The following is a 17,779-nucleotide window of genomic DNA, read 5'->3' as shown; positions in this document are numbered from 1 at the left end:
GACCGTCCGCTGAAACCCGGGGGAGCGAGTCCGGCCGCTTCGCGCGTCCGCGGCCCGCTCCCCCGGCGCACGGCCCCTGGCTTCATGCGGGGCTTCCGTTCTCCGAGCAGACCCCGAGGGTGAGAATGAACGGTCAGCCGACAGCCGACATCGTCGAGCGGATCAGGGACATACCGATCTACCGGAGGTCGATCGAGCAGGGACACTTCCCCATACTCGAGAAACCCGAGATAGCGCGGGATTTCCCGGACAACTGGATGACACCCCGGCTCGCGGAGGCACTCGCGGCCGGTGAGGCGGAGTTCGTGCTCTCCACCGGCACCAATCATGCCCGTATGCAGATCATCCGCCCCCCGTACTTCCTGCTCAACTCCTATTACCGGCTGTGGAGCGAGCATCCCGACATCTCCGCCACGTGGGACCAGGGATGCCAACGCGTCTCCCTCACCACCGTGTTGGCCACGGAGCACGTCGCCCGGGTCAACGCGAAGAAGCGCGGAGCCGAGCCGGACACCCTGCCCGACCTCGAGGAACGGCGGCTGGACGCCCGCACTCTCTACCTCAACCTGCGGCTCGACCCGGCGTTGTGGGAGCGCGAGGAGGTCGAGCGCATGCTGGCCGAGATCCGGACGGCACGGCAGGCACATCCGCAGGGGTGGTACCACCTCGACTGCTCGGGCTATCACCTGGCGCACCTCGTGCGGAAGGTGAACGAGTGGGGCCTGTGGGACCAGTTCCCGCAGCCCGCCAGCATCATCCACGCCTACGAATACACCCCGGTGAATGTCCGCCGTTTCCTCCAGCGGCACTTCACCTGCCCGATCATCGATCTGTTCGGCAGCACGGAGCTGGGTTACCTCTACTACAGCGACCGCGACGGCCGGTACTGGCCGTACCTCGACCAGATGAATGTGGAATTGATTCCGGTGACCCCGGGAAGTCAACTCTTCAACCTCATTGTGACGAGTGTGCGGAATCCCCATATGCCGCTGATCCGGTACCGCTCGGGGGACTGCGTACGCACCCTGGACGGCACACCGGACCCGGCCAGGATCTCCCGGTTCTGCGGCCGTGAGAAGGAGCTTCTCCCGGCGCCGCACGGCCCGGTGGCGCAGGGAGACCTCGACGACAGCGTCGGCCGCGCGTCACCGCACGTCTTCCTCCACCAGCTCCGGCCCTCCGGGGACGCGGAGGCCGTACTGCGGTACACGACCTTCCACGACGCACCACTCGAGCCGGCCGAGGCAGCCGCACTGGAGCACAGCGTCGGCGAACTGACCGGGCGCCGGTGCCGTGTCGAGCACCGCACGCACATCGCCATCGGCAAGTCCGGCAAGTACGCCTGGCTCGCGAAAGACCTCTGACCCACCCGACGGGAGAATGGTGTGACCACCCCACAGCCGACCGTGTCCGCCGAGGACCTCAAGGCTCTTCTCGGCAGCCGACTCCACGACGAGGTGGTGAAGTACTTCACCGACAAGACCGAAGCGGCACCGGACTTCGTCGAACGCCAGGTCCTCGAGTGCCTGCGGTACCTCTACCTCATCTCGCACCACCGCGAGCAGCTCAGCGGACTCTTCCTGCCCGTCGAGCAGGAGATCGACGAGATATGGCACTACCTCATTCTGCAGACGCGCGAGTACCGTGAACTGTGCGAAGAGAGACTGCCCGGCCGGTTCTTCATCCATCACCGGAGCATCGGCTACGAGGACTACCAGCAGGAGCCCGGCCGTGAGCAGGCGATCGAGGAAGCCCTGCGCTGGATCCCGCTGTACTGCCGGGAGTTCGGCCCCTTCGACGAGGGCGCTCTGCCGCACTGGACGATCGTGCGGTTCCTCCACCAGCAGCTGGACATGTCACTGGAGGACATCGCCGCACTCGAACCGCTGGCAGCGGCGTAGCACGCGCGCCGCGTACGCCCGCATCACCGACGGGACCACGGCGCCCGCACCACCATCCGGCGTGGCATCCGGAGAGACTTCTCGCTCCGGGGGACAGGGAAAGGCATCATGAGCGCTCGGTCCGGCATACCGGCCACGCACGGCAATCCGGAGGTCCCACAGCAGCGGCGGGTCCTGACCGTCCTGGTCGTCTCCCAGGTCCTCAGCGGCGCGGGGCTCGCCGCCGGCATCACCGTCGGCGCGCTGCTCGCCGAGGAGATGCTCGGCTCCACCGGCCTCGCCGGGGTGCCCAGCGCCCTGTTCACGGCCGGGGCCGCGCTCGGTGCCATCGGGATCGGGCGCGTGTGCCAGCGCTGGGGACGGCGGCCGGGACTCACCCTGGGCTACGTGGTCGGCGCGCTCGGCAGTCTCGGTGTCGTCATCGCGGCCGTCGTCGACAGCGTGTACCTGCTCCTCCTCTCCCTCTTCGTCTACGGGGCGGGCACGGTGACCAATCTGCTGGCCCGGTACGCGGGGGCGGACCTCGCCTCGCCCGCGCGCCGGGGCCGCGCGGTGAGCACCGTGCTCTTCGCCACCACACTCGGCGCGGTCGTCGGTCCCCTCCTGGTGAGTGCCACGGGCGACGTCGCCCATGCCTGGGGGATCCCCCGCCTCGCCGGCCCGTTCCTGCTGGCCCTCCTCGCCTTCACGGCGGCCGCCGCCGTGCTGGGCATCTGCCTGCGCCCGGACCCGCTGCTGCTGGCGCGCGACCTCGCGGCGGCCGGCACGTCGCCGGACGACGCCGATGGCACCGGGGAGGGCGACGCCGCCCGGACGGACACCCGTGCCCTCGCCACCGGCGCCGCCGTCATGGTCGTCACCCAGCTCGTGATGATCGCGATCATGACGATGACGCCCGTCCACATGCGGGCCCACGGCCACGGCACACAGGCGGCCGGGCTCGTCATCGCCCTCCATGTGGCGGCGATGTTCATGCCTTCTCCCCTCACGGGCATGCTCGTCGACCGCCTCGGCCGGCGGTGGGTCGCCGCCGCGCCCGGTCTGACCCTGCTCGCCGCCGGAATCCTCGCCGCCGTGGCACCACCGCACTCCATGGCCGCCCTGGCCACAGCCCTCGTCCTGCTGGGGCTGGGGTGGAACTTCGGGCTGATCAGCGGCACCGCCATCGTCACGGACGCGGTTCCGCTCGCCCGGCGTGCCGCGACTCAAGGCACGGTCGACGTGGGGATCGCCCTGGCCGGCGCGACCGGCGGGATGGCTTCCGGCCTGGTCGTCGCGGCCAGTGGATTCCCGGCGCTGGCGGCGGGAGGAGCCGTCCTCGCGCTCGCGATCGTCCCCGTGCTCGCCCTGGCCGACCGGCCGCCGCGTGCCGCCCCGGCGGAAGCCGTCGCGAGCAAACAGCGAGTGTGACGGCTACGGCCCGGGGTTCCGGTACCGGGCGCACTGCCGGGGAGGCGTGAGTGGTCCCCCCGGCATCCGCGCCCCTGGTGCGGGAGCCGGTCCGTCCGCTACGGGGCGGCTCGACGGGAGGCGATCCGCTTGATGCCCCACCCGGTGACGGCGAGCACGGTGCCCGACCCCAGGGAAGCGAGGAACGGGGGCAGGCCGGCGCGCCACAGCTCCGGCCCGGACAGCCCGCCGGGCCGGGCGGGCGGACGGTCCGTGGGCTGCGTCGGCGCGGTGGCCGCCGAGGGGGACGCCCCCTGGGCGGTGGCCTGCGCGGCGGGGACCGTGGGAAGGACCGCTGCGAGGAAGGTCAGTGCGACGACCGCGCGGCGGGCACGGTAGCGCACCGGCGCCGCGCGGTGGTGGCTTTGGCCATGAAGGCGGTCGCGGAAGTCGTGCTCTTTAAGGTGGTTCATGACGCCCCTCGTTGGGGTGGGGACCGGGCCGCCGGTCCTGCTGCCCGCTGGTCTGCGGCGGCCCGGTCGTATGCGAAACCGGCGGCGATCACCGTCGGCTCCTCCAGTCGACACCTCGGCTCGGCGGGGCTGACGCATCTGCCGTGCAGAGAGTTGTCAGATAATTCCCGGCGGTACACCGGGGTATGGAAGGATCGGCTCCTCTGACACGATCTGACAGCAGGGAGCCTCGGCTATGCCCGCACAGATGCGGGGTGGGCGGGGGCCGGACGGCGCCCTGCTCCGGCTACGCGACGCGATGTGCGCCCTCCGCGAGGCCGCGGGCAACCCCTCGTACCGCAGGATCTCCGAGGCCGTCAATCAGGACAACTCCCTGCCCGCGACCGCCTCGCACACCACGGTCGGCGAGATCCTGACCGGCCGGAGTCTGACAGGATCTGACACCCTGCACGCCGTCGTCCTGCAACTGCTGCGGATGAGCGGCGAACGGGAACGGCCGGAGAGCGAAGTCTGGCCGGAGATCAAGGCCTTGTGGACGCAGGCGGACCAGGAAAGGCGCCGCCCCCTCCCCAAGTCCGTACAGGCGTTCGCCTCGACGGTGCGCGAGACGGTCATGAACCGGCTGGATGCCGACCCCGACGCCGTCAGCCGCGCTCTGCGGCTGCGCTTTCCGGCGGCACCGGCCACTACGGTCTCGCCGGCCGCCCTGGCCGCCGTCGCACGGGGTGCGCGCGTGCCGGACCGCCACGAGATCGATCAGCTGCTCGCTCTGCTGCCCGAGGGTCGGGGTCCTACCGCCGAGGAACGGCAGGCCCTGATGTGCTCCTACTTCGCCGCCCTCCGTGACAGCGATCCCACCCGGTACGAGGAATATCTGGCGGAGGACGAGCGTGCCGCCCGCCACGCCTACACGAGCTCGCTCGAGGACGAAGTGCGGGCCCTGCGACGGGAATTACGGGAGACCGGGCAGCAGGCGGCCCGCGGCACCGCCCTCGCCCTCCGGCGCAAGGGCGACGCCGAGCGGCTCCAGGTCGAGCTGAAGCGCGTCCGACTGCACGAGTCCACCGCGCAGCGGGAAGCCGAGCGGCTGCGGACGGACCTGCATGCCCACATCGACCGGCTGCGGCGGCTGCAGGACCGTGTCACCTCACTGCAGAGCGAGCTCACCACCGCCCGGGTGGAGACCTCCCGGGCACACGCCCTCGCCACCCTCAAGGAGGCCGAGGCCACGGTCGCCTCGGCCGCCGGCCACCTCCGCCCCATGGCCGGCCCCCCGGCCTACGACTCCCCCGCCACCTATGATCCCGGCGGCTACGGGGACTTCACCGGCTACGGCCCCTCCGCCGTGAACTCGCTCGAATACGCCCATCCGTACGGCCTCGGCAAGTACGACGTGGCGTGGCAGGTCGAGTGGCCGTCGCCTGCGGCCGCCGCACCCGCTCCCCCGCAAGGGACACCTCGTACGGCCTACGGGTGGGCGCTGCTGGGCCCGCTGCCGAGCACCGCCGGCCGCCGGGACGTCTCCCCGGGGGCGGGCCGGGAGCTGGAAAAGCCCCCGGCGGTCGCCCGTGCCGAGCCCTCGCCCCCTGCCGGCCCGCCCCCGGGCGAGGACCCGGTCCGGGAGGCGGACAGCGGCCGCTCCGACAAGGGGCTGCTCGGACGGTTGCAGTCGATGTTCCAGCCGGGCCATGGCCGCCACGCGCGGCGGCCGCACGACTGACGTCACCCCGCGGCCTGATGCCGTGACAGGCTCCAGATCACTTCGATGCCGGAATCGGCGGGTGGGAGCGGGGGCTGGGAACTTCGCATGCCGATGCGCGTGAAGTCCAGTCGGCGCGGCACGGCTCCGCTCGCGTGGTTCCCCGCGTCGTGCACGATCTCCACCGCGCCGACATCGGACAGCGCGAACGCGGCGGTGACGAGGAGGCGGGCGGAGTCGGTCGCCAGGCCCTTCCCGGTGTGGTCGGGGTGGAGCCAGTAGCCGATCTCCACGACATCCGTTCCGGGACGCCGGAGGAGTCCGCACGACCCGGCGGGGCGCCCCCGGTGGTGCACGGAGTACTGAAAGGAGGTTCCGGCGTCCCAGGCCTGCTCGCAGGAGCGAAGGAACGCGAGATTCTGCTCGGCGCTGTAGCCGTCGGCCCAGGGCATGTACGGACGAAGGTGGTCCAGGGCCTCCGTGACCAGGTCGAGCGCCCACTCCGCGTCGCCCGTACGCCAGCGGACCAGCCGGACCGTCCGATGCTCCAGGGCCTCAGGTGGGCGTTCCATGACACGTCTCCCTCGCACATGGGCTTCCGGGCGGCGGTTCGCATCCCACCACACACTCCGTGCCCCCGCCAGAGGCGGTGCGGCCCCTTCCTCCTCCCCCGGGCCGCCGGGAAGGAATCCGCATGCATGCCGGGGCCCGCTCAGGGCAAACGGCTGTGTGGAGGTTGATGACTATGGTTCCCCTACTCGCTGTGCTGCTGCTCGCCCTGCTCCTGTTCGGTGCGGGATTCGCGCTCAAGGCCCTGTGGTGGGTCGCCCTCATCGTGCTCGCCGTATGGCTGCTCGGCTTCGTCGTCCGGCCGACCGCCGGTGGCGGCGGCCGACGGAGCGGCCGTTGGTACCGCTGGTAGCCGCGGTACACGAACAACCACCCCGATACGCCAACGGAGCGGGTGGCCGGACGACTCGTCCGGCCACCCGCTCCGTTCTGTCCCGGCCGCGGACTCCGAGGCCGTCGCCCGGCACCCCGGGCGACGGCGTGGCTCAGCAGTCGGGCCGGTCCCGGCGTGCGGCCAGGGAGAACGGGTGCCCGGCGGGGTCGGAGTAGATCCGCACATCATCAGGGCCGCCGTTGTCCTTCGTATCCAGCGGCCGGGCACCGAGAGCGATGGCTTCCCGTTCCGCCTCGTCCATGTCGTCCCGGGCGACGAGGAGGCGGAGGTGTGCCTGCTGGGAGTCGTCCGGTCGCGGCCAACTGGGCGGCGCCAGGCCGTGATCCTTCCGGATCGCCAGGTGGGCGCCGTCGAGGCCGACGACCTCGACGAAATCGGGGTCGGCTCCGGGCTGGGTGCGCGCGTCGAGCAGATTGGCGTAGAACTCCGCCAACGCCTCGGGCTCCGCGCAGTCCAGGACCAGGACACTCGTTTTCGCGACGGTCATCTGTCTTCCCCTCACCACGGTCGAAAAGGCCGGTCGCGTGCGTCTTCGGGACTCCTACCCGCAAACCGGGGCGGCACCGCGGCGCCCCCGCACGGCGTGGGTCCGGCGCGGCGGCAGGCACCATGGTGGGCATGAGCGTCTTCATCGACATCGCGGGGCTGGCGACCGCGGACATCGTCTTCGAGCTGTCCCCGCTCGCCGAGCTGAGCCTCGCCCTGCACACCCTGTCCGAGCCCGGGCACCACCCGGGGACGGCAGGCTGGGCCACGGCCACGGCGGCCTCGCTGGAGCCGGATCTCGCGGGACGCCTCTGCGAAGCCGACTTCCTCTGGCGCAATACCTTTTCCGACCTCTTCATGCCGTTCGCCGGGGTGCGCGGCGGTGACGGCAGGACCCGGGCGACGCTCGCCGAGGAGCTGGACCTGCTGGACCGGCTGGACGACGAGCAGTTCGTCTCGACGGCGTTGGAGTTCTGCAGCCTCGACTCGTACAACACGGGCGGTCTGTCACCGCTCAGCGATCCCGCGGCCCGCGCAAGGGCGCTGGAGCTGGCGACGGCCCGCGGTCCGCAGCAGATGAAGTTCACCGCGCGGCTGCTGGAGGACCCCGGTTCGGTACGCGTGTGGGTGCGCCGTCTCGTGGAGGACTGCGACGCCGCCTTCTTCGCGGACACCTGGCGCCGGGTGCACGGCAAGCTGGCCGCCGACGCCCGGCACAAGACACAGCTGCTGCGGCGCAAAGGGCTCGATCACGCGCTGACCGCGGTGTCGCCGGCCCTGGCCCTGGAGGACGGCGGGGCCCGGATCCGTGCCGACAAGCTGTCGGAGGGGCAGGCGACGGCGATGGACCCGGAGGTGGGAGTGGGCCTCACCTTCGTGCCGTCGCACTTCGGCTGGCCGCATCTGATGATCCTGCACCGGCCGGGGTGGCGTCCGGTCGTCCACTACCCCGTCGGCGGCCCCGAACTTCCGGCGCCCGCCTCGGTGGAGCTGCTCAAGCTGCGGCTCGAAGCCCTGGCGCACCCCGTACGGATACAGGTGTGCCGCACCACGGCCCGTGCCCCGCACACGACGGGCGAACTGGCCGTCATCCTCGGCATCAGCGCACCCGAGGTCTCCCGTCATCTGGCGGTGCTGAAGAAGGCGGGCCTGATCATCACGCGCCGTCGTGGCCGGTACGTCATGTACCAGCTCGACATCACGGTGGTGGCACGGCTCAGCAGCGACTTCCTGGAGGGAATCCTGCGCTAGGTCCTGTCGGGTGTTCCGCCGGGTCCGCCGCCGGAGGAGAAATTCAATCGACAACCCGCCGCCCGAAATGGAGACTCGTCCATCTATGACGACACATACCGACTGGATCAGCCGTCCCGAGACCGACGCCGACATCCCGGTGATCCGCGAGATCAACCGGTCCGCGTTCGACACCCCGCTGGAAGCCGACCTCGTCGACGCCCTGCGTGCCGACTCCGCCTGGATCCCCGGACTCTCCATGGTCGCCCAGACACCGGAGGGCACCGTTGCCGGATACGCGCTGCTGACGCGCTGCCACATCGACGACACCCCCGCCCTCTGCCTGGCCCCCGTCGCCGTTCTGCCCGAGTACCAGAGGACCGGTGCCGGTGCCGCGGCCATCCGCGCCGTGCTCGATGCCGCCAGGGACCGGGGAGAGCACATCGTCACCGTGCTGGGGCACCCCGCCTACTACCCGCGATTCGGCTTCGCTCCCGCCTCCGGGTACGGGATCCGTCCCACCATCGAGGTCCCGGACGAGGCCATGATGGTCCTCGGTCTCGACGAACGCCCGCTGCCGAGCGGCACCATCCACTACGCCGCCCCGTTCGGCATCTAGCCGCGTTTTCGCCGGGCCCCGGGGGGAGCTCCCGGCCCGGCGGGCGCTCGGCTCGAATTCCGCGCCCCGACGATCGGTTTCAGCAGTACGAACGGCGGATGGCGCCGCAATGGCGATCATCATGCGCGGCCTACGGAATGAGTCCATCAGCCTCCCTTTCCGGCCTACTGGCCGGCTTCTCAACTCTGTTGATAACACCGGCCCCTAGTATCGGGCGAGCTCGCGAGATCTTCTCGGGAGAAAGTGTCAGGGAGGCATTTCTGTGCGCACCATGAAGGCTATTGCCGCGCTCGCCCCGGTGGTTCTGGGCGTGATACTCGCCGCTCCCGGCGCCGCCGTGGCGGCGGGCGACGAGCACGCGTCGACCAGTGCCCGGCAGATCAACGCTCCCGCGTTCGGCAACTTCATCCTGCAAACCGGTACGGCGCTCCACGAAACGGACGACACCTTCGCCACCGCGACAGCCGACTGGGACCGGGACGGCCGCCCGGACCTCGTCGCGGTGAAGAAGAGCAGAACGGGCACCAACAGCACCGAAGTCCATATCCTCTCCGGCGCCAGCAACTTCCAACGCTACATCCTCCAGACCGGCACAGCACTCCACGAAACAGACGACTCGTTCGACTACGCCATAACCGACTGGGACCGGGACACCCGCCCCGACCTCGTCGCGGTGAAGAAAAACAGAACAGGCACCAACAGCACCGAAGTCCATATCCTCTCCGGCGCCAGCAACTTCCAACGCTTCACCCTCCAGACCGGCACAGCACTCCACGAAACAGACGACTCGTTCGACTACGCCATAACCGACTGGGACCGGGACACCCGCCCCGACCTCGTCGCGGTGAAGAAAAACAGAACAGGCACCAACAGCACCGAAGTCCATATCCTCTCCGGCGCCAGCAACTTCCAACGCTTCACCCTCCAGACCGGCACAGCACTCCACGAAACAGACGACTCGTTCGACTACGCCATAACCGACTGGAACCGTGACGGCCGCCCCGACCTCGTCGCCGTCAAGAAGAACCGCACCGGGACGAACAGCACCGAAGTGCACATCCTCTCGGGCGCCCACAACTTCCAGCGCTTCATCCTCCAGACCGGCACAGCGCTCCACGAGACGGACGGGACGTTCGACTTCTCCGTCGCCGACTGGAACCGTGACGGCCGCCCCGACCTCGTGGCCGTCAAGAAGAGCCGCACGGGGACGAACAGCACCGAGGTGCACATCCTGGGCTGAGTGCCCCGCACGTGTGCCGGACACCGCGTCGGTCCGTTCGGCCCCCGGGGTGCCGAGCGGGCCGGCGTCACGCTGCCGGTGTCCGCCGGGCCGTGAGGTCGGCTCGATTCGCCCGTGTTCACCCGCGCGCCCGGCGGGTAGGCGGCCGGTTGGCCCGGCGCGCGCCGGGTCGTGCCAGGACGACAGGCGTCCAACGCCCGTGGAAAGGACACGCTCGTGATACGTCCCACCACCGCCGTACTCGTCTCCACCGCCGCCGCGATCGGCACGGCGCTCGCCGTGCCGGCCGGGGCGGGGGCCGCCCAGGCCGCTCCGACGGAAGCCTCCGCCCCGCGCGCGGTCGCCACCTGCGGCACCGCCGACCTGCGGATCTCCTTCCGCGACCGGCTCGGCGGCGGAATGAACCACGCCGGCGGCACACTGGAGCTGCGGAACACCTCCGGCCGCCTCTGCGCACTGCGCGGCTATCCGGGGCTGGGGCTGGAGAACGCCCGTCACGCCCCGCTGCCCACCCGCACGGTGTGGGGCAGCACCTGGTACGCGGACGACCCCGGCAACAAGGTCGTGCGTCTGCGGGCGGGCGAGGCCGCGCAGGCCAACGTCGCCTGGACCCACTCCGGCACCAAGGCCCGCCACGCCGAATACCTGCGGGTGACGCCGCCGGGCGCCACGACCTACCGCACCATCGCGCTGGGCGACATCGTCGACCACGGTGAGCTTCACGTCACCGCCGTGGCCCACAAGGTCCCCGTCCGCGACTGACCCACCCCCGTTGCGGCGAACCGGTCATCTTGGGACGGCCCGCGTGGCTGTGCCCCGCCCCGGGGGAACCCTCTTCTTCCCGAGCGCCGGAAGCCGGGCGCGACGCGAGCAGAGAGGGCTGGGCATGAGCGACGACTTCGTTCTGGATGTCACCAGGATCCGCGAGGACGCACGGCGGAAGATGGAGGCGGGTCCCGTCACCGACTCGTACGGCGTCGACAGCGAACGCGTGATCGACATCCTCAATGACGTCATCGCGACGGAAATGGTGTGCTGGCTGCGCTACACCCGGCACGCCATCTCGGCGACCGGCATCGACCGGGCGCAGGTGGCCGCCGAGTTCACCGAGCACGCGGCGCAGGAGATGCAGCACGCCATGCGGGCGGCCGAGCGCGTCTCCCAGCTCGGTGGCGAGCCCGATTTCGACCCGGCGACGCTGGCCCGGCGTGCGCACACCGACTACACCACCCCGTCGCCGAACGATCTGAAGGAGATGCTGGAACACAATCTGCTCGCCGAGCGGATCGTCATCTCCAGCTACCAGGAGATCGTCCGCTGGCTGGCGGACCGCGACCCCACCACGCGCCGACTGCTGGAGTCCATCCTCGAGGAGGAAGAGGAGCACGCCGACGACATCCTCGACCTGCTCGGCGCGTGATGCGGGCGCGGCCACGGCCGGCCCCGGCTCACGGGTCGTGGTGGGTCCGGGCGGTGTCGGGGGACCCGCCCAACGCCTGACGGGGCACTCTCGGCTCTTCCTCGTCCGGTGCGGCGAGCTCGTGGCCGGGCGGGTCGCGGCGGCGTCGGTCGCCCAGCGCACCGATGAAGATGAGGACACCGGCGACGGCCACCCCGGTGAGGAGGGTGAACGTGGGGGTGGTGGAGCTGAGCATGGCGCCCGCCAGGGTCGCGCCGAGCGCGTAGCCGATGGCGGCGATCGCTCCCATGACCGAGTAGCCCGCGGCCAATGCGGCGGGCTCCAGTCTCTCGCGCACCGCCATGTGCCGGGTGACCTGGGCTCCCGCGTACAGCAGGCCGGCGACCGACAGTGCGGCCACGATGGCCGCGAGGCAGTGGCCGAGGGCCGCGGACACCACACAGCCGGCGATGCCGAGGACCAGGACGAGCCCTTGCCGTTGGGGGTCGCCCGGCCACCGGCGGAGCCCGTAGATCATGGCGCCCAGGACGGCGAAGCCCGACTGCATGGTGAGCATGAGCCCGACCCAGCCGATGGGGGCGCCGCACTCCTCGATCAGCGCGGGCAGCGCCAGTTCCGACAGGGCGAACAGGATGAGCGCGGCGGCGCCCGCGAGGTAGGCGGGCCAGGCGGGGAGCACGCACCGCAGGAGTGAGGGGCCGGTGCGCGTGGTCTCTTCGGACTCCCATCGCATCGGCAGCGCGCGCAGCGCCTTGGCCGCGGTGAAGGCCAGCAGGGCGGCCACCCACAGGGGGGCGCAGGAGGCGAAGTCCAGTGCCAGCCAGCTGACGAGTGCGGGGCCGACGGCCGAGGTGGTGTAGGCCAGCATGGTCTCGGCGCTCAGAACACGGGGGCGCAGTTGTGCGGGCACCTGGGTGGTGAGCAGCGTGCGCAGTCCCGCGGGGCTCGCGGCCGGGGCGGCGCCTGCCAGAGCGGCGAGCGCCGCCAGGAGCACCGGATGAGCGCCCCGCAGCATGCCGAGCGCGGCGAAGGCGACGGCTCCGCCGCCCAGCCCGCAGGCCAGCTGGCCGACGACGCGTTGGGGGCGTAGCCGTGGCCCGAGGATTGCCCCGCCCACGACCTCGCCCAGCGTGAACGCCGCGGCGAGAAACGCACCCAGTGCGTAGCCACCGGGTTCCTCGCGGACGAGGAAGACGCAGGCCAGCGGCATTATGGCGACGGGCAGTCGGGCGGTGGTCATCACCGCCGCCCAGATCAGCAGGGGACGGGTGACGAGTTCGCGGTATCCGGCGGAATGTGCCGGTCCCGAGGCGGTGTGTCCCATGTCCAGACAGTAGGGTCGCAGTCGATCTCCTTGGGGAAATCTGCTGCGGGGGCCGTCTTGTGGGACGCACGAGGGGGACAAGAGGCGAAAAAACACCCCGTGCGCATGATCCGGGGCGCGGCGCACTGCTCGTGCGCACGGCGCGCGCGGCATGGCGCTGGCGCCTCGGGGGCTCGTGCCTCCGCCCGTCGGCGGCGGGCCTCTGCCGGGCCGCGTCGGACGTGCCGAAATGGCGATACGTACAGCGGGGATGTGCGCCCTGCCCGGCCCGATGAGCTGACCGCCGTCCTCGGGCTCCGGTGACAGGGAGTGATCCGAACCACCCCTCATGAGGCGCGACACGTGCGCGTACACCGCGCTCCGGTCACGCAGGCGGGGGGTGACCGGTCAACGCCGGAGGTAGAAGCGGGTGGTGGTGCCCTGTGGCCCGGTGTGGGTACGGACCAGGTCGGTGACGTAGTGGACCATGAGCAGCCCCCGGCCGCCGGGCTGGGTCGGCGGGGGCGGGCAGCGGCCGGCCAGGGGGGCGCTGATGTGTCCGCGGTCCTCGACCTCGCAGACCAGGTGGTCGCCCTCGGCCCAGACCCGCAGGGTGCCCGCACCACCGCCGTGCACCACGCTGTTGGTGGTCAGCTCCGCCACCGACAGCTCCAGATCACTGTGGCGGCCGTCGGGCAGCCCGAACCCCGCGGCGAGCCCGGCGGCGAAGTGCCGGGCGTCGGGGAGGCTCGCCGCGTCGAAGGTGAAGGCGGCCACCCCGGGCGGCAGGGGCAGGGGCTCGTTGTACCGGGCGATGACGCGGTCGGGTGCGTAGGCGTCGCTGAACCGCTCCAGGCCGCCGCTGACGACGACGGGGTGGGTGGCCTCGGCGTCGGCCAGCACGGCGGCGGACAGCCGCCCGGTGTCGTAGGGGCACAGGATGGTGACGTCGCGCCCCGTGAACGCGTAATTGATCAGCGCCTCGTGCTGCGCGCACGCCGGGTACTCGGCCGCGTTGCGGCCGGCCCAGATCGGCTCGCCGATGATCCGCGCGTGACGGTCCTGATGGGCGTCGGCGAACGCGCGCAGGACGCGCGGAATGATCCGGCCCGGATTGCGCCCGGCCTGCTGCATGTCGATGAGGCGCACCGAGGCGGCGTGCTCGCCCAGAGCTTCCCGGAGCAGCGTGAGGTTCTTTTGGGGGACGGCCACGGCCACCGGCTCCCCCGCGGCCAGTCCGTCCCGGATGAAGGGCACGGTGGCGGTCAGATACTCGGTGTCGCCGCGGTAGAAGAGTGCTGGGTGCACGAACGTCTCGTCGCTGACTGTCACGCCCGTCACCCCGTCACCTCGATCACCGTCAGATCGGACCAGAACATCTCCAGCGCACGACGCAGCGACGGCGGCGGTTCGTGGACGACGATCCGCCGGTCGGCCCGGCCGAGCCGCTGGGCCGCGCGGGCCAGGGCGGAGGTGCCCGCGACATCGACGAACGTGACGGCCGACAGCTCCAGGTAGGCGTCCCCGCCACGGGAGAGCAGTCCTTCCAACGCGCCCTCCCACTCCGTCTGCGACGTCAGGCTGATTTCGCCGGAGGCGGCTATTCCCGGCCGGTCCGCGCACGGCCGGATGTCGAGAACGCCGTGTCGGGGCGCTTCTTCGCCCGCCCTCACCGTGTGTGGCCCACCCATGGACTCGCCCCCACTTCCCGCCGCGGTGGCCAGTATCGCCCACATCCCGGCGTGAGGGAGGGGGTCGGGACGTGAAACCGGCCGCGGCCCGTGCGGGGCCGAAGGGCGGACCGCTCCGGAGCGAACGGGTGGTTTCGTGCCTCGGGAGCCGTCGACGGGGCAGGCGGGTCAGGGAGGGGTTCCGGACCGACGATGGGTGTGGCATGAGCGATTACGAGCGTTCCCGTACGATGCCCGCGCTGCCTGAGCATGTCTTCGATCAGGCGAGCACGGTGAGCCGGCTCGCCGGCTGGCTGCCGTCGGATCTGCACGTGCAGGAGGCGCAGGGGCTCCCGGCCGTGACCGTGCACGAGGACCGCACCGGCGAGGACGCGGCCGCGCTGTTCCGCACGCAGCCGGACCGGCTGCGGGTGGAGTGGGGCACGCGGGACAGCTCGAGCTACGCCGGATGGCTCCAGGTGACCGGTGTCGGCGCGGGCGCGAGCGAGGTGACGGTCCATCTGTCCTTCTTCGACGAGCGGCACGACCCCGGAGAGGAGACCGTGCGCACCGCGCTGGAGCGGAGCCTGGAGCGGCTGGAGGAGCAGGTGCGGCTCCGCGTCGACAACGCCGGGTGAGCCCGTGCCCCGCCGCCACCGTCGGGTGATTCCCTGCGCGAGGGGGCATGACCGGGGTGAGTCGGGGCAACACGTGTGCCCATGAACGACACATCCCGATCCTCATCCGAAATTCACGGCGGTCCGCGCCCCGGGCGCCTTCGCGGCGTCGGCGCGCTGTGCGGGCTCGCCCTTTCGCTCGCACTGGTGGCGGGGTGCGGTGACGGGGATGGTGACGGCGGCGGGAGCGCCACGTCGTCGACGCCGTCGGCCGGCGCCGCGTCGGCCACAGGACAGCTCACCGAGGACCAGGCCGAACGCAAGGCGCTGGTGCCGTCGGCGAAGGTCGGCTACGAACGCGCCGCGGACGCCGCGTCGGCGAAGGTCCCCGGCAGCAGGCTGGTCTCCGTGGAGCTGAAGCGCACCGCCGGCGCGGGCCCCCAGTGGCACACCGAGGTGGCGGCCCCGGACGGCACCGCCCACCTCGTGCGGGTCGACGCCGTCTCCGGAAAGGTCCTCGAGTCCCGGGCGAAGGCGGACCAGGACGACGGGGACAAGCAGGAGCTGGCCGACCGTCTGAGCAAGGCCAAGGTCTCGCCGCAGGATGCGGCCGCGACGGCCCTCGACAGGACCAAGGGCACGGTCACCGCCGTCGAGCTCGACGACACGGACGCCGGCGCGGTCTTCTGGTCCGTCGACGTCGTGACGACCGGCGACTGGAACAAGACCACGTTCGACGTCGACGCGACCCACCGCAAGATCCTCCGCGAGCACGTCGACCGCGACTGAGGCCGGCGCGTCGGGCGGTCGGCCGTTCATCGTCGACCGGGGGCCGACAGGGGACCCGACAGGGGAACAGCGTCACCCGGTGGGCCCGTCGCCTTGGGCCACCCGGGTGCGCCCGCTGCGCCGTTCGCAGGATGCTGCGTACGTCGGCCCGGCTGGGTGGCAGGCATGTTGTCGCCGGGCCGCCGCACCAGCGACCCACGTGACCCGGCACCCCACGGCGGCCGGCCCGGCATCCCTCGTCGCGCGCGCCGTCAGCCCGAGAACGAACGGAGCAACCCATGCGTATGCGACACCAGCTGGCCACGGCCGTGGCGGTCCTGGCCGTGAGCGGTGCGGCCATCAGCCCCGCCCTGGCCACCTGCCCCCGCACCAGCTCGGCCGACGACACCTTCCTGCGCACCGCCCACCGGGGCAATCTGGCCGAGATCGCGATGGCGAAGGACGCCGGCAAGAACGCCACCACGTCCTGTGTGAAGCGGGTCGCCAAGGTCCTGCTCCGCGACCACATGAAGATGGACGAAGAAGTGAAGAGGGTGGCGGACAAGGTGCGGACCTCCCTGCCCGACTCCCCCACCGACGAGCAGAAGAAGCAGCTCGCGAAGTTGCGGACGAAGGCCCACACCAAGGCGTACGACGTCGCATGGCTCAAGGCGCAGGCCGCCGGGCACATGAAGACCCTGGACCTGATCGACCACGAGATCAAGTACGGCCACAACGACAAGGTCCGGCACCTGGCGAAGAAGCTCCGGCCCACCGTCGCCATGCACCTCGGCCTCGTGCACGGTGGCACCTGCCACGACAGCGACAAGGACCACAAGGCCGCCGCGGTCAACGGCCGATAGCCCCCGTATTCTCCAGCCCCGGCCGACGCGGGCAGCGACGGCCGGGGGCTCGCCCCGTCAGCAACGGCGCCGCCCGGCCACTGCCGCGCGCCGGCCGGGGAACGCGTCAGGGAGACGGGCGACTCATCGGACATGACGCACGAGCCAAAGGAGTGAGGCAGATGAAGGTCGGCTACAAGCTGGCGACGGAGTCCTTCGGACCGGGCGAGCTGATCCGGCAGGCCGTGCGGGCCGAGCAGGCCGGGTTCGACTTCGTGGAGATGAGTGATCATTTCCACCCCTGGCTGGACAACCAGGGGCATTCGCCGTTCACCTGGACGGTGCTGGGGGCGATCGCGGTGAAGACCGAGCGGATCGGCCTGGTGACGGGCGTGACCTGCCCGACGGTGCGCTACCACCCGGCGATCATCGCTCAGGCCGCCGCCACGCTCGCCCTGGTCTGCGACGGCCGCTTCACCCTCGGTGTCGGATCCGGGGAACGGCTCAACGAACACGTCATCGGCCCGGGATTTCCCGGCTCGGTCCGGGTGCGCCACGAGATGCTGCGCGAGGCGCTGGAGATCATCCGGTCGTTGTGGCGCGGTGGCTACCGCTCCTATGAAGGCAAGCACCTGCGGCTGGAGGACGCGCGGGTCTTCGACCTGCCCGAGCAGCTGCCCCTGATCCCGGTGGCAGCCGGCGGGGCAGCCGCGGCCCGGATCGCGGCCGAGCTCGGGGACGGGCTGTTCGCGACCGAACCGAAGTCGGAACTCGTCCGGCACTACCGCGAGGCCGGTGGCAGCGGACCGTGTTACGCCGAGGTGCCGATGGCGTGGGCGGCCGATGAGCACACCGCCGCCAAGGCCGTACTGGAGACCTCACGCTGGGCCGTGACGGGCTGGAAGGTGATGAGCGAGCTGCCCAACCCGGCCAATTTCGACGCCGCGACGACCACCGTCCGCGAGGAGGACATCCTCGAGCAGTTCGCCTGCGGCCCCGACCCCGCCCGCTACGTCGAGGCCGCGCAGGAATACGTCGACGCCGGTTTCGACCACCTGGTCATGCAGAACGCCGGCCCGGACCCGGACGGGTTCATCGACTTCTACCAACGGGAGCTCGACCATCGGATCCGGGCGCTCCAGCCGAGCTGACGCGCGA

General features: G+C 71.3%; 20 protein-coding genes. 14 read left to right on the top strand and 6 right to left on the bottom strand.

Annotation, left to right across the window (positions count from 1 at the left end):
• The first annotated feature begins 125 nt into the window (after positions 1-125).
• The 3 genes from JO379_RS32170 to JO379_RS32160 all read left to right on the top strand — a co-directional run bounded on the left by JO379_RS32170 (position 126) and on the right by JO379_RS32160 (position 3,311).
• On the top strand, positions 126-1,364 hold the full coding sequence (locus JO379_RS32170; protein WP_130880539.1) for a phenylacetate--CoA ligase family protein: 1,239 nt from the start codon (positions 126-128) through the stop codon (positions 1,362-1,364).
• A gap of 21 nt (positions 1,365-1,385) precedes the next feature.
• Complete coding sequence (locus JO379_RS32165; RefSeq protein ID WP_130880538.1) at positions 1,386-1,901, top strand: glycine-rich domain-containing protein; 516 nt, start codon at positions 1,386-1,388, stop codon at positions 1,899-1,901.
• Positions 1,902-2,009: 108 nt separating this feature from the next.
• On the top strand, positions 2,010-3,311 hold the full coding sequence (locus JO379_RS32160) for an MFS transporter (RefSeq protein WP_209518270.1): 1,302 nt from the start codon (positions 2,010-2,012) through the stop codon (positions 3,309-3,311).
• 98 nt (positions 3,312-3,409) lie between these two features.
• Here JO379_RS32160 and JO379_RS32155 read toward each other — a convergent pair whose 3' ends face one another.
• Positions 3,410-3,763: a hypothetical protein gene (locus JO379_RS32155; RefSeq protein WP_130880536.1), complete on the bottom strand. Its 354-nt coding sequence runs from the start codon at positions 3,761-3,763 to the stop codon at positions 3,410-3,412.
• A 235-nt stretch (positions 3,764-3,998) separates the two neighbouring features.
• Between JO379_RS32155 and JO379_RS32150 the strand changes: the two genes are divergently transcribed.
• Positions 3,999-5,483 carry a hypothetical protein gene (locus JO379_RS32150; protein WP_209518268.1) on the top strand — a complete coding sequence of 495 codons (1,485 nt, stop codon included), beginning with the start codon at positions 3,999-4,001 and terminating at the stop codon, positions 5,481-5,483.
• Between the two features lie 2 nt (positions 5,484-5,485).
• Here the strand turns inward: JO379_RS32150 and JO379_RS32145 are convergent, their stop codons facing one another.
• Positions 5,486-6,034, bottom strand: a complete 549-nt coding sequence (locus JO379_RS32145; RefSeq protein WP_130880534.1) for a GNAT family N-acetyltransferase — start codon at positions 6,032-6,034, stop codon at positions 5,486-5,488.
• A 173-nt stretch (positions 6,035-6,207) separates the two neighbouring features.
• On the opposite strand from JO379_RS32145, the gene JO379_RS32140 reads away from it, so the two are divergent.
• On the top strand, positions 6,208-6,384 hold the full coding sequence (locus JO379_RS32140) for a hydrophobic protein (protein WP_130880533.1): 177 nt from the start codon (positions 6,208-6,210) through the stop codon (positions 6,382-6,384).
• A 133-nt stretch (positions 6,385-6,517) separates the two neighbouring features.
• Here the strand turns inward: JO379_RS32140 and JO379_RS32135 are convergent, their stop codons facing one another.
• Positions 6,518-6,913, bottom strand: coding sequence for a VOC family protein (locus JO379_RS32135; protein ID WP_130880532.1), 396 nt, complete (start codon positions 6,911-6,913; stop codon positions 6,518-6,520).
• 131 nt (positions 6,914-7,044) lie between these two features.
• On the opposite strand from JO379_RS32135, the gene JO379_RS32130 reads away from it, so the two are divergent.
• From JO379_RS32130 to JO379_RS32110, 5 genes are all read left to right on the top strand, one after another.
• Positions 7,045-8,163, top strand: a complete 1,119-nt coding sequence (locus JO379_RS32130) for a DUF5937 family protein (protein WP_130880531.1) — start codon at positions 7,045-7,047, stop codon at positions 8,161-8,163.
• Positions 8,164-8,248: 85 nt separating this feature from the next.
• Positions 8,249-8,761, top strand: coding sequence for a GNAT family N-acetyltransferase (locus tag JO379_RS32125; RefSeq protein ID WP_130880530.1), 513 nt, complete (start codon positions 8,249-8,251; stop codon positions 8,759-8,761).
• Positions 8,762-9,032: 271 nt separating this feature from the next.
• The gene (locus JO379_RS32120; protein ID WP_209519007.1) at positions 9,033-10,001 is read left to right on the top strand and encodes an FG-GAP repeat domain-containing protein; all 969 of its coding nucleotides are present in this window, start codon (positions 9,033-9,035) and stop codon (positions 9,999-10,001) included.
• A gap of 216 nt (positions 10,002-10,217) precedes the next feature.
• Positions 10,218-10,763 (top strand): DUF4232 domain-containing protein, encoded by a 546-nt coding sequence (locus JO379_RS32115; protein ID WP_130880529.1) that lies wholly within the window; start codon positions 10,218-10,220, stop codon positions 10,761-10,763.
• 124 nt (positions 10,764-10,887) lie between these two features.
• Positions 10,888-11,421: a ferritin-like domain-containing protein gene (locus JO379_RS32110; protein WP_130880528.1), complete on the top strand. Its 534-nt coding sequence runs from the start codon at positions 10,888-10,890 to the stop codon at positions 11,419-11,421.
• Between the two features lie 28 nt (positions 11,422-11,449).
• Here the strand turns inward: JO379_RS32110 and JO379_RS32105 are convergent, their stop codons facing one another.
• The 3 genes from JO379_RS32105 to JO379_RS32095 form a co-directional block, all read right to left on the bottom strand.
• A complete protein-coding gene (locus tag JO379_RS32105; protein WP_207304004.1) occupies positions 11,450-12,745 on the bottom strand; it encodes an MFS transporter in 1,296 nt (431 codons plus the stop codon).
• Between the two features lie 387 nt (positions 12,746-13,132).
• Complete coding sequence (locus JO379_RS32100) at positions 13,133-14,065, bottom strand: anti-sigma factor RsbA family regulatory protein (protein WP_307842200.1); 933 nt, start codon at positions 14,063-14,065, stop codon at positions 13,133-13,135.
• Positions 14,062-14,415: an STAS domain-containing protein gene (locus JO379_RS32095; protein ID WP_209518267.1), complete on the bottom strand. Its 354-nt coding sequence runs from the start codon at positions 14,413-14,415 to the stop codon at positions 14,062-14,064. Before JO379_RS32095 ends, JO379_RS32100 begins: the two co-directional genes overlap by 4 nt.
• A gap of 203 nt (positions 14,416-14,618) precedes the next feature.
• Here JO379_RS32095 and JO379_RS32090 point away from each other — a divergent pair, with 203 nt between their 5' ends.
• From JO379_RS32090 to JO379_RS32075, 4 genes are all read left to right on the top strand, one after another.
• Positions 14,619-15,032, top strand: coding sequence for an SRPBCC family protein (locus tag JO379_RS32090; protein WP_130880526.1), 414 nt, complete (start codon positions 14,619-14,621; stop codon positions 15,030-15,032).
• A gap of 186 nt (positions 15,033-15,218) precedes the next feature.
• Complete coding sequence (locus JO379_RS32085; RefSeq protein ID WP_242626316.1) at positions 15,219-15,800, top strand: PepSY domain-containing protein; 582 nt, start codon at positions 15,219-15,221, stop codon at positions 15,798-15,800.
• A 278-nt stretch (positions 15,801-16,078) separates the two neighbouring features.
• Entirely contained in the window at positions 16,079-16,642 is a 564-nt protein-coding gene (locus JO379_RS32080; protein WP_130880524.1) for a DUF4142 domain-containing protein, read from the top strand.
• Between the two features lie 161 nt (positions 16,643-16,803).
• A complete protein-coding gene (locus JO379_RS32075) occupies positions 16,804-17,772 on the top strand; it encodes a TIGR03557 family F420-dependent LLM class oxidoreductase (RefSeq protein WP_209518265.1) in 969 nt (322 codons plus the stop codon).
• Positions 17,773-17,779 lie beyond the last annotated feature (7 nt).

Origin of the sequence: Streptomyces syringium (genome assembly GCF_017876625.1) — a bacterium.
Classification (GTDB): Bacteria; Actinomycetota; Actinomycetes; order Streptomycetales; family Streptomycetaceae; genus Streptomyces; species Streptomyces syringius.
Note: the sequence above shows the minus strand (reverse complement) of the source record. Positions and strands in the feature narration are given on the sequence as shown.

Bases quoted from the DNA above. Each gene is read 5' to 3' on its own strand.
- JO379_RS32170 (WP_130880539.1), top strand. From the start codon at position 126: ATGAACGGTCAGCCGACAGCCGACATCGTCGAGCGGATCAGGGACATA.
- JO379_RS32160 (WP_209518270.1), top strand. From the start codon at position 2,010: ATGAGCGCTCGGTCCGGCATACCGGCCACGCACGGCAATCCGGAGGTC.
- JO379_RS32155 (WP_130880536.1), bottom strand. From the start codon at position 3,763: ATGAACCACCTTAAAGAGCACGACTTCCGCGACCGCCTTCATGGCCAA.
- JO379_RS32150 (WP_209518268.1), top strand. From the start codon at position 3,999: ATGCCCGCACAGATGCGGGGTGGGCGGGGGCCGGACGGCGCCCTGCTC.
- JO379_RS32145 (WP_130880534.1), bottom strand. From the start codon at position 6,034: ATGGAACGCCCACCTGAGGCCCTGGAGCATCGGACGGTCCGGCTGGTC.
- JO379_RS32140 (WP_130880533.1), top strand. From the start codon at position 6,208: ATGGTTCCCCTACTCGCTGTGCTGCTGCTCGCCCTGCTCCTGTTCGGT.
- JO379_RS32135 (WP_130880532.1), bottom strand. From the start codon at position 6,913: ATGACCGTCGCGAAAACGAGTGTCCTGGTCCTGGACTGCGCGGAGCCC.
- JO379_RS32130 (WP_130880531.1), top strand. From the start codon at position 7,045: ATGAGCGTCTTCATCGACATCGCGGGGCTGGCGACCGCGGACATCGTC.
- JO379_RS32125 (WP_130880530.1), top strand. From the start codon at position 8,249: ATGACGACACATACCGACTGGATCAGCCGTCCCGAGACCGACGCCGAC.
- JO379_RS32120 (WP_209519007.1), top strand. From the start codon at position 9,033: ATGAAGGCTATTGCCGCGCTCGCCCCGGTGGTTCTGGGCGTGATACTC.
- JO379_RS32110 (WP_130880528.1), top strand. From the start codon at position 10,888: ATGAGCGACGACTTCGTTCTGGATGTCACCAGGATCCGCGAGGACGCA.
- JO379_RS32105 (WP_207304004.1), bottom strand. From the start codon at position 12,745: ATGGGACACACCGCCTCGGGACCGGCACATTCCGCCGGATACCGCGAA.
- JO379_RS32095 (WP_209518267.1), bottom strand. From the start codon at position 14,415: ATGGGTGGGCCACACACGGTGAGGGCGGGCGAAGAAGCGCCCCGACAC.
- JO379_RS32090 (WP_130880526.1), top strand. From the start codon at position 14,619: ATGAGCGATTACGAGCGTTCCCGTACGATGCCCGCGCTGCCTGAGCAT.
- JO379_RS32080 (WP_130880524.1), top strand. From the start codon at position 16,079: ATGCGTATGCGACACCAGCTGGCCACGGCCGTGGCGGTCCTGGCCGTG.
- JO379_RS32075 (WP_209518265.1), top strand. From the start codon at position 16,804: ATGAAGGTCGGCTACAAGCTGGCGACGGAGTCCTTCGGACCGGGCGAG.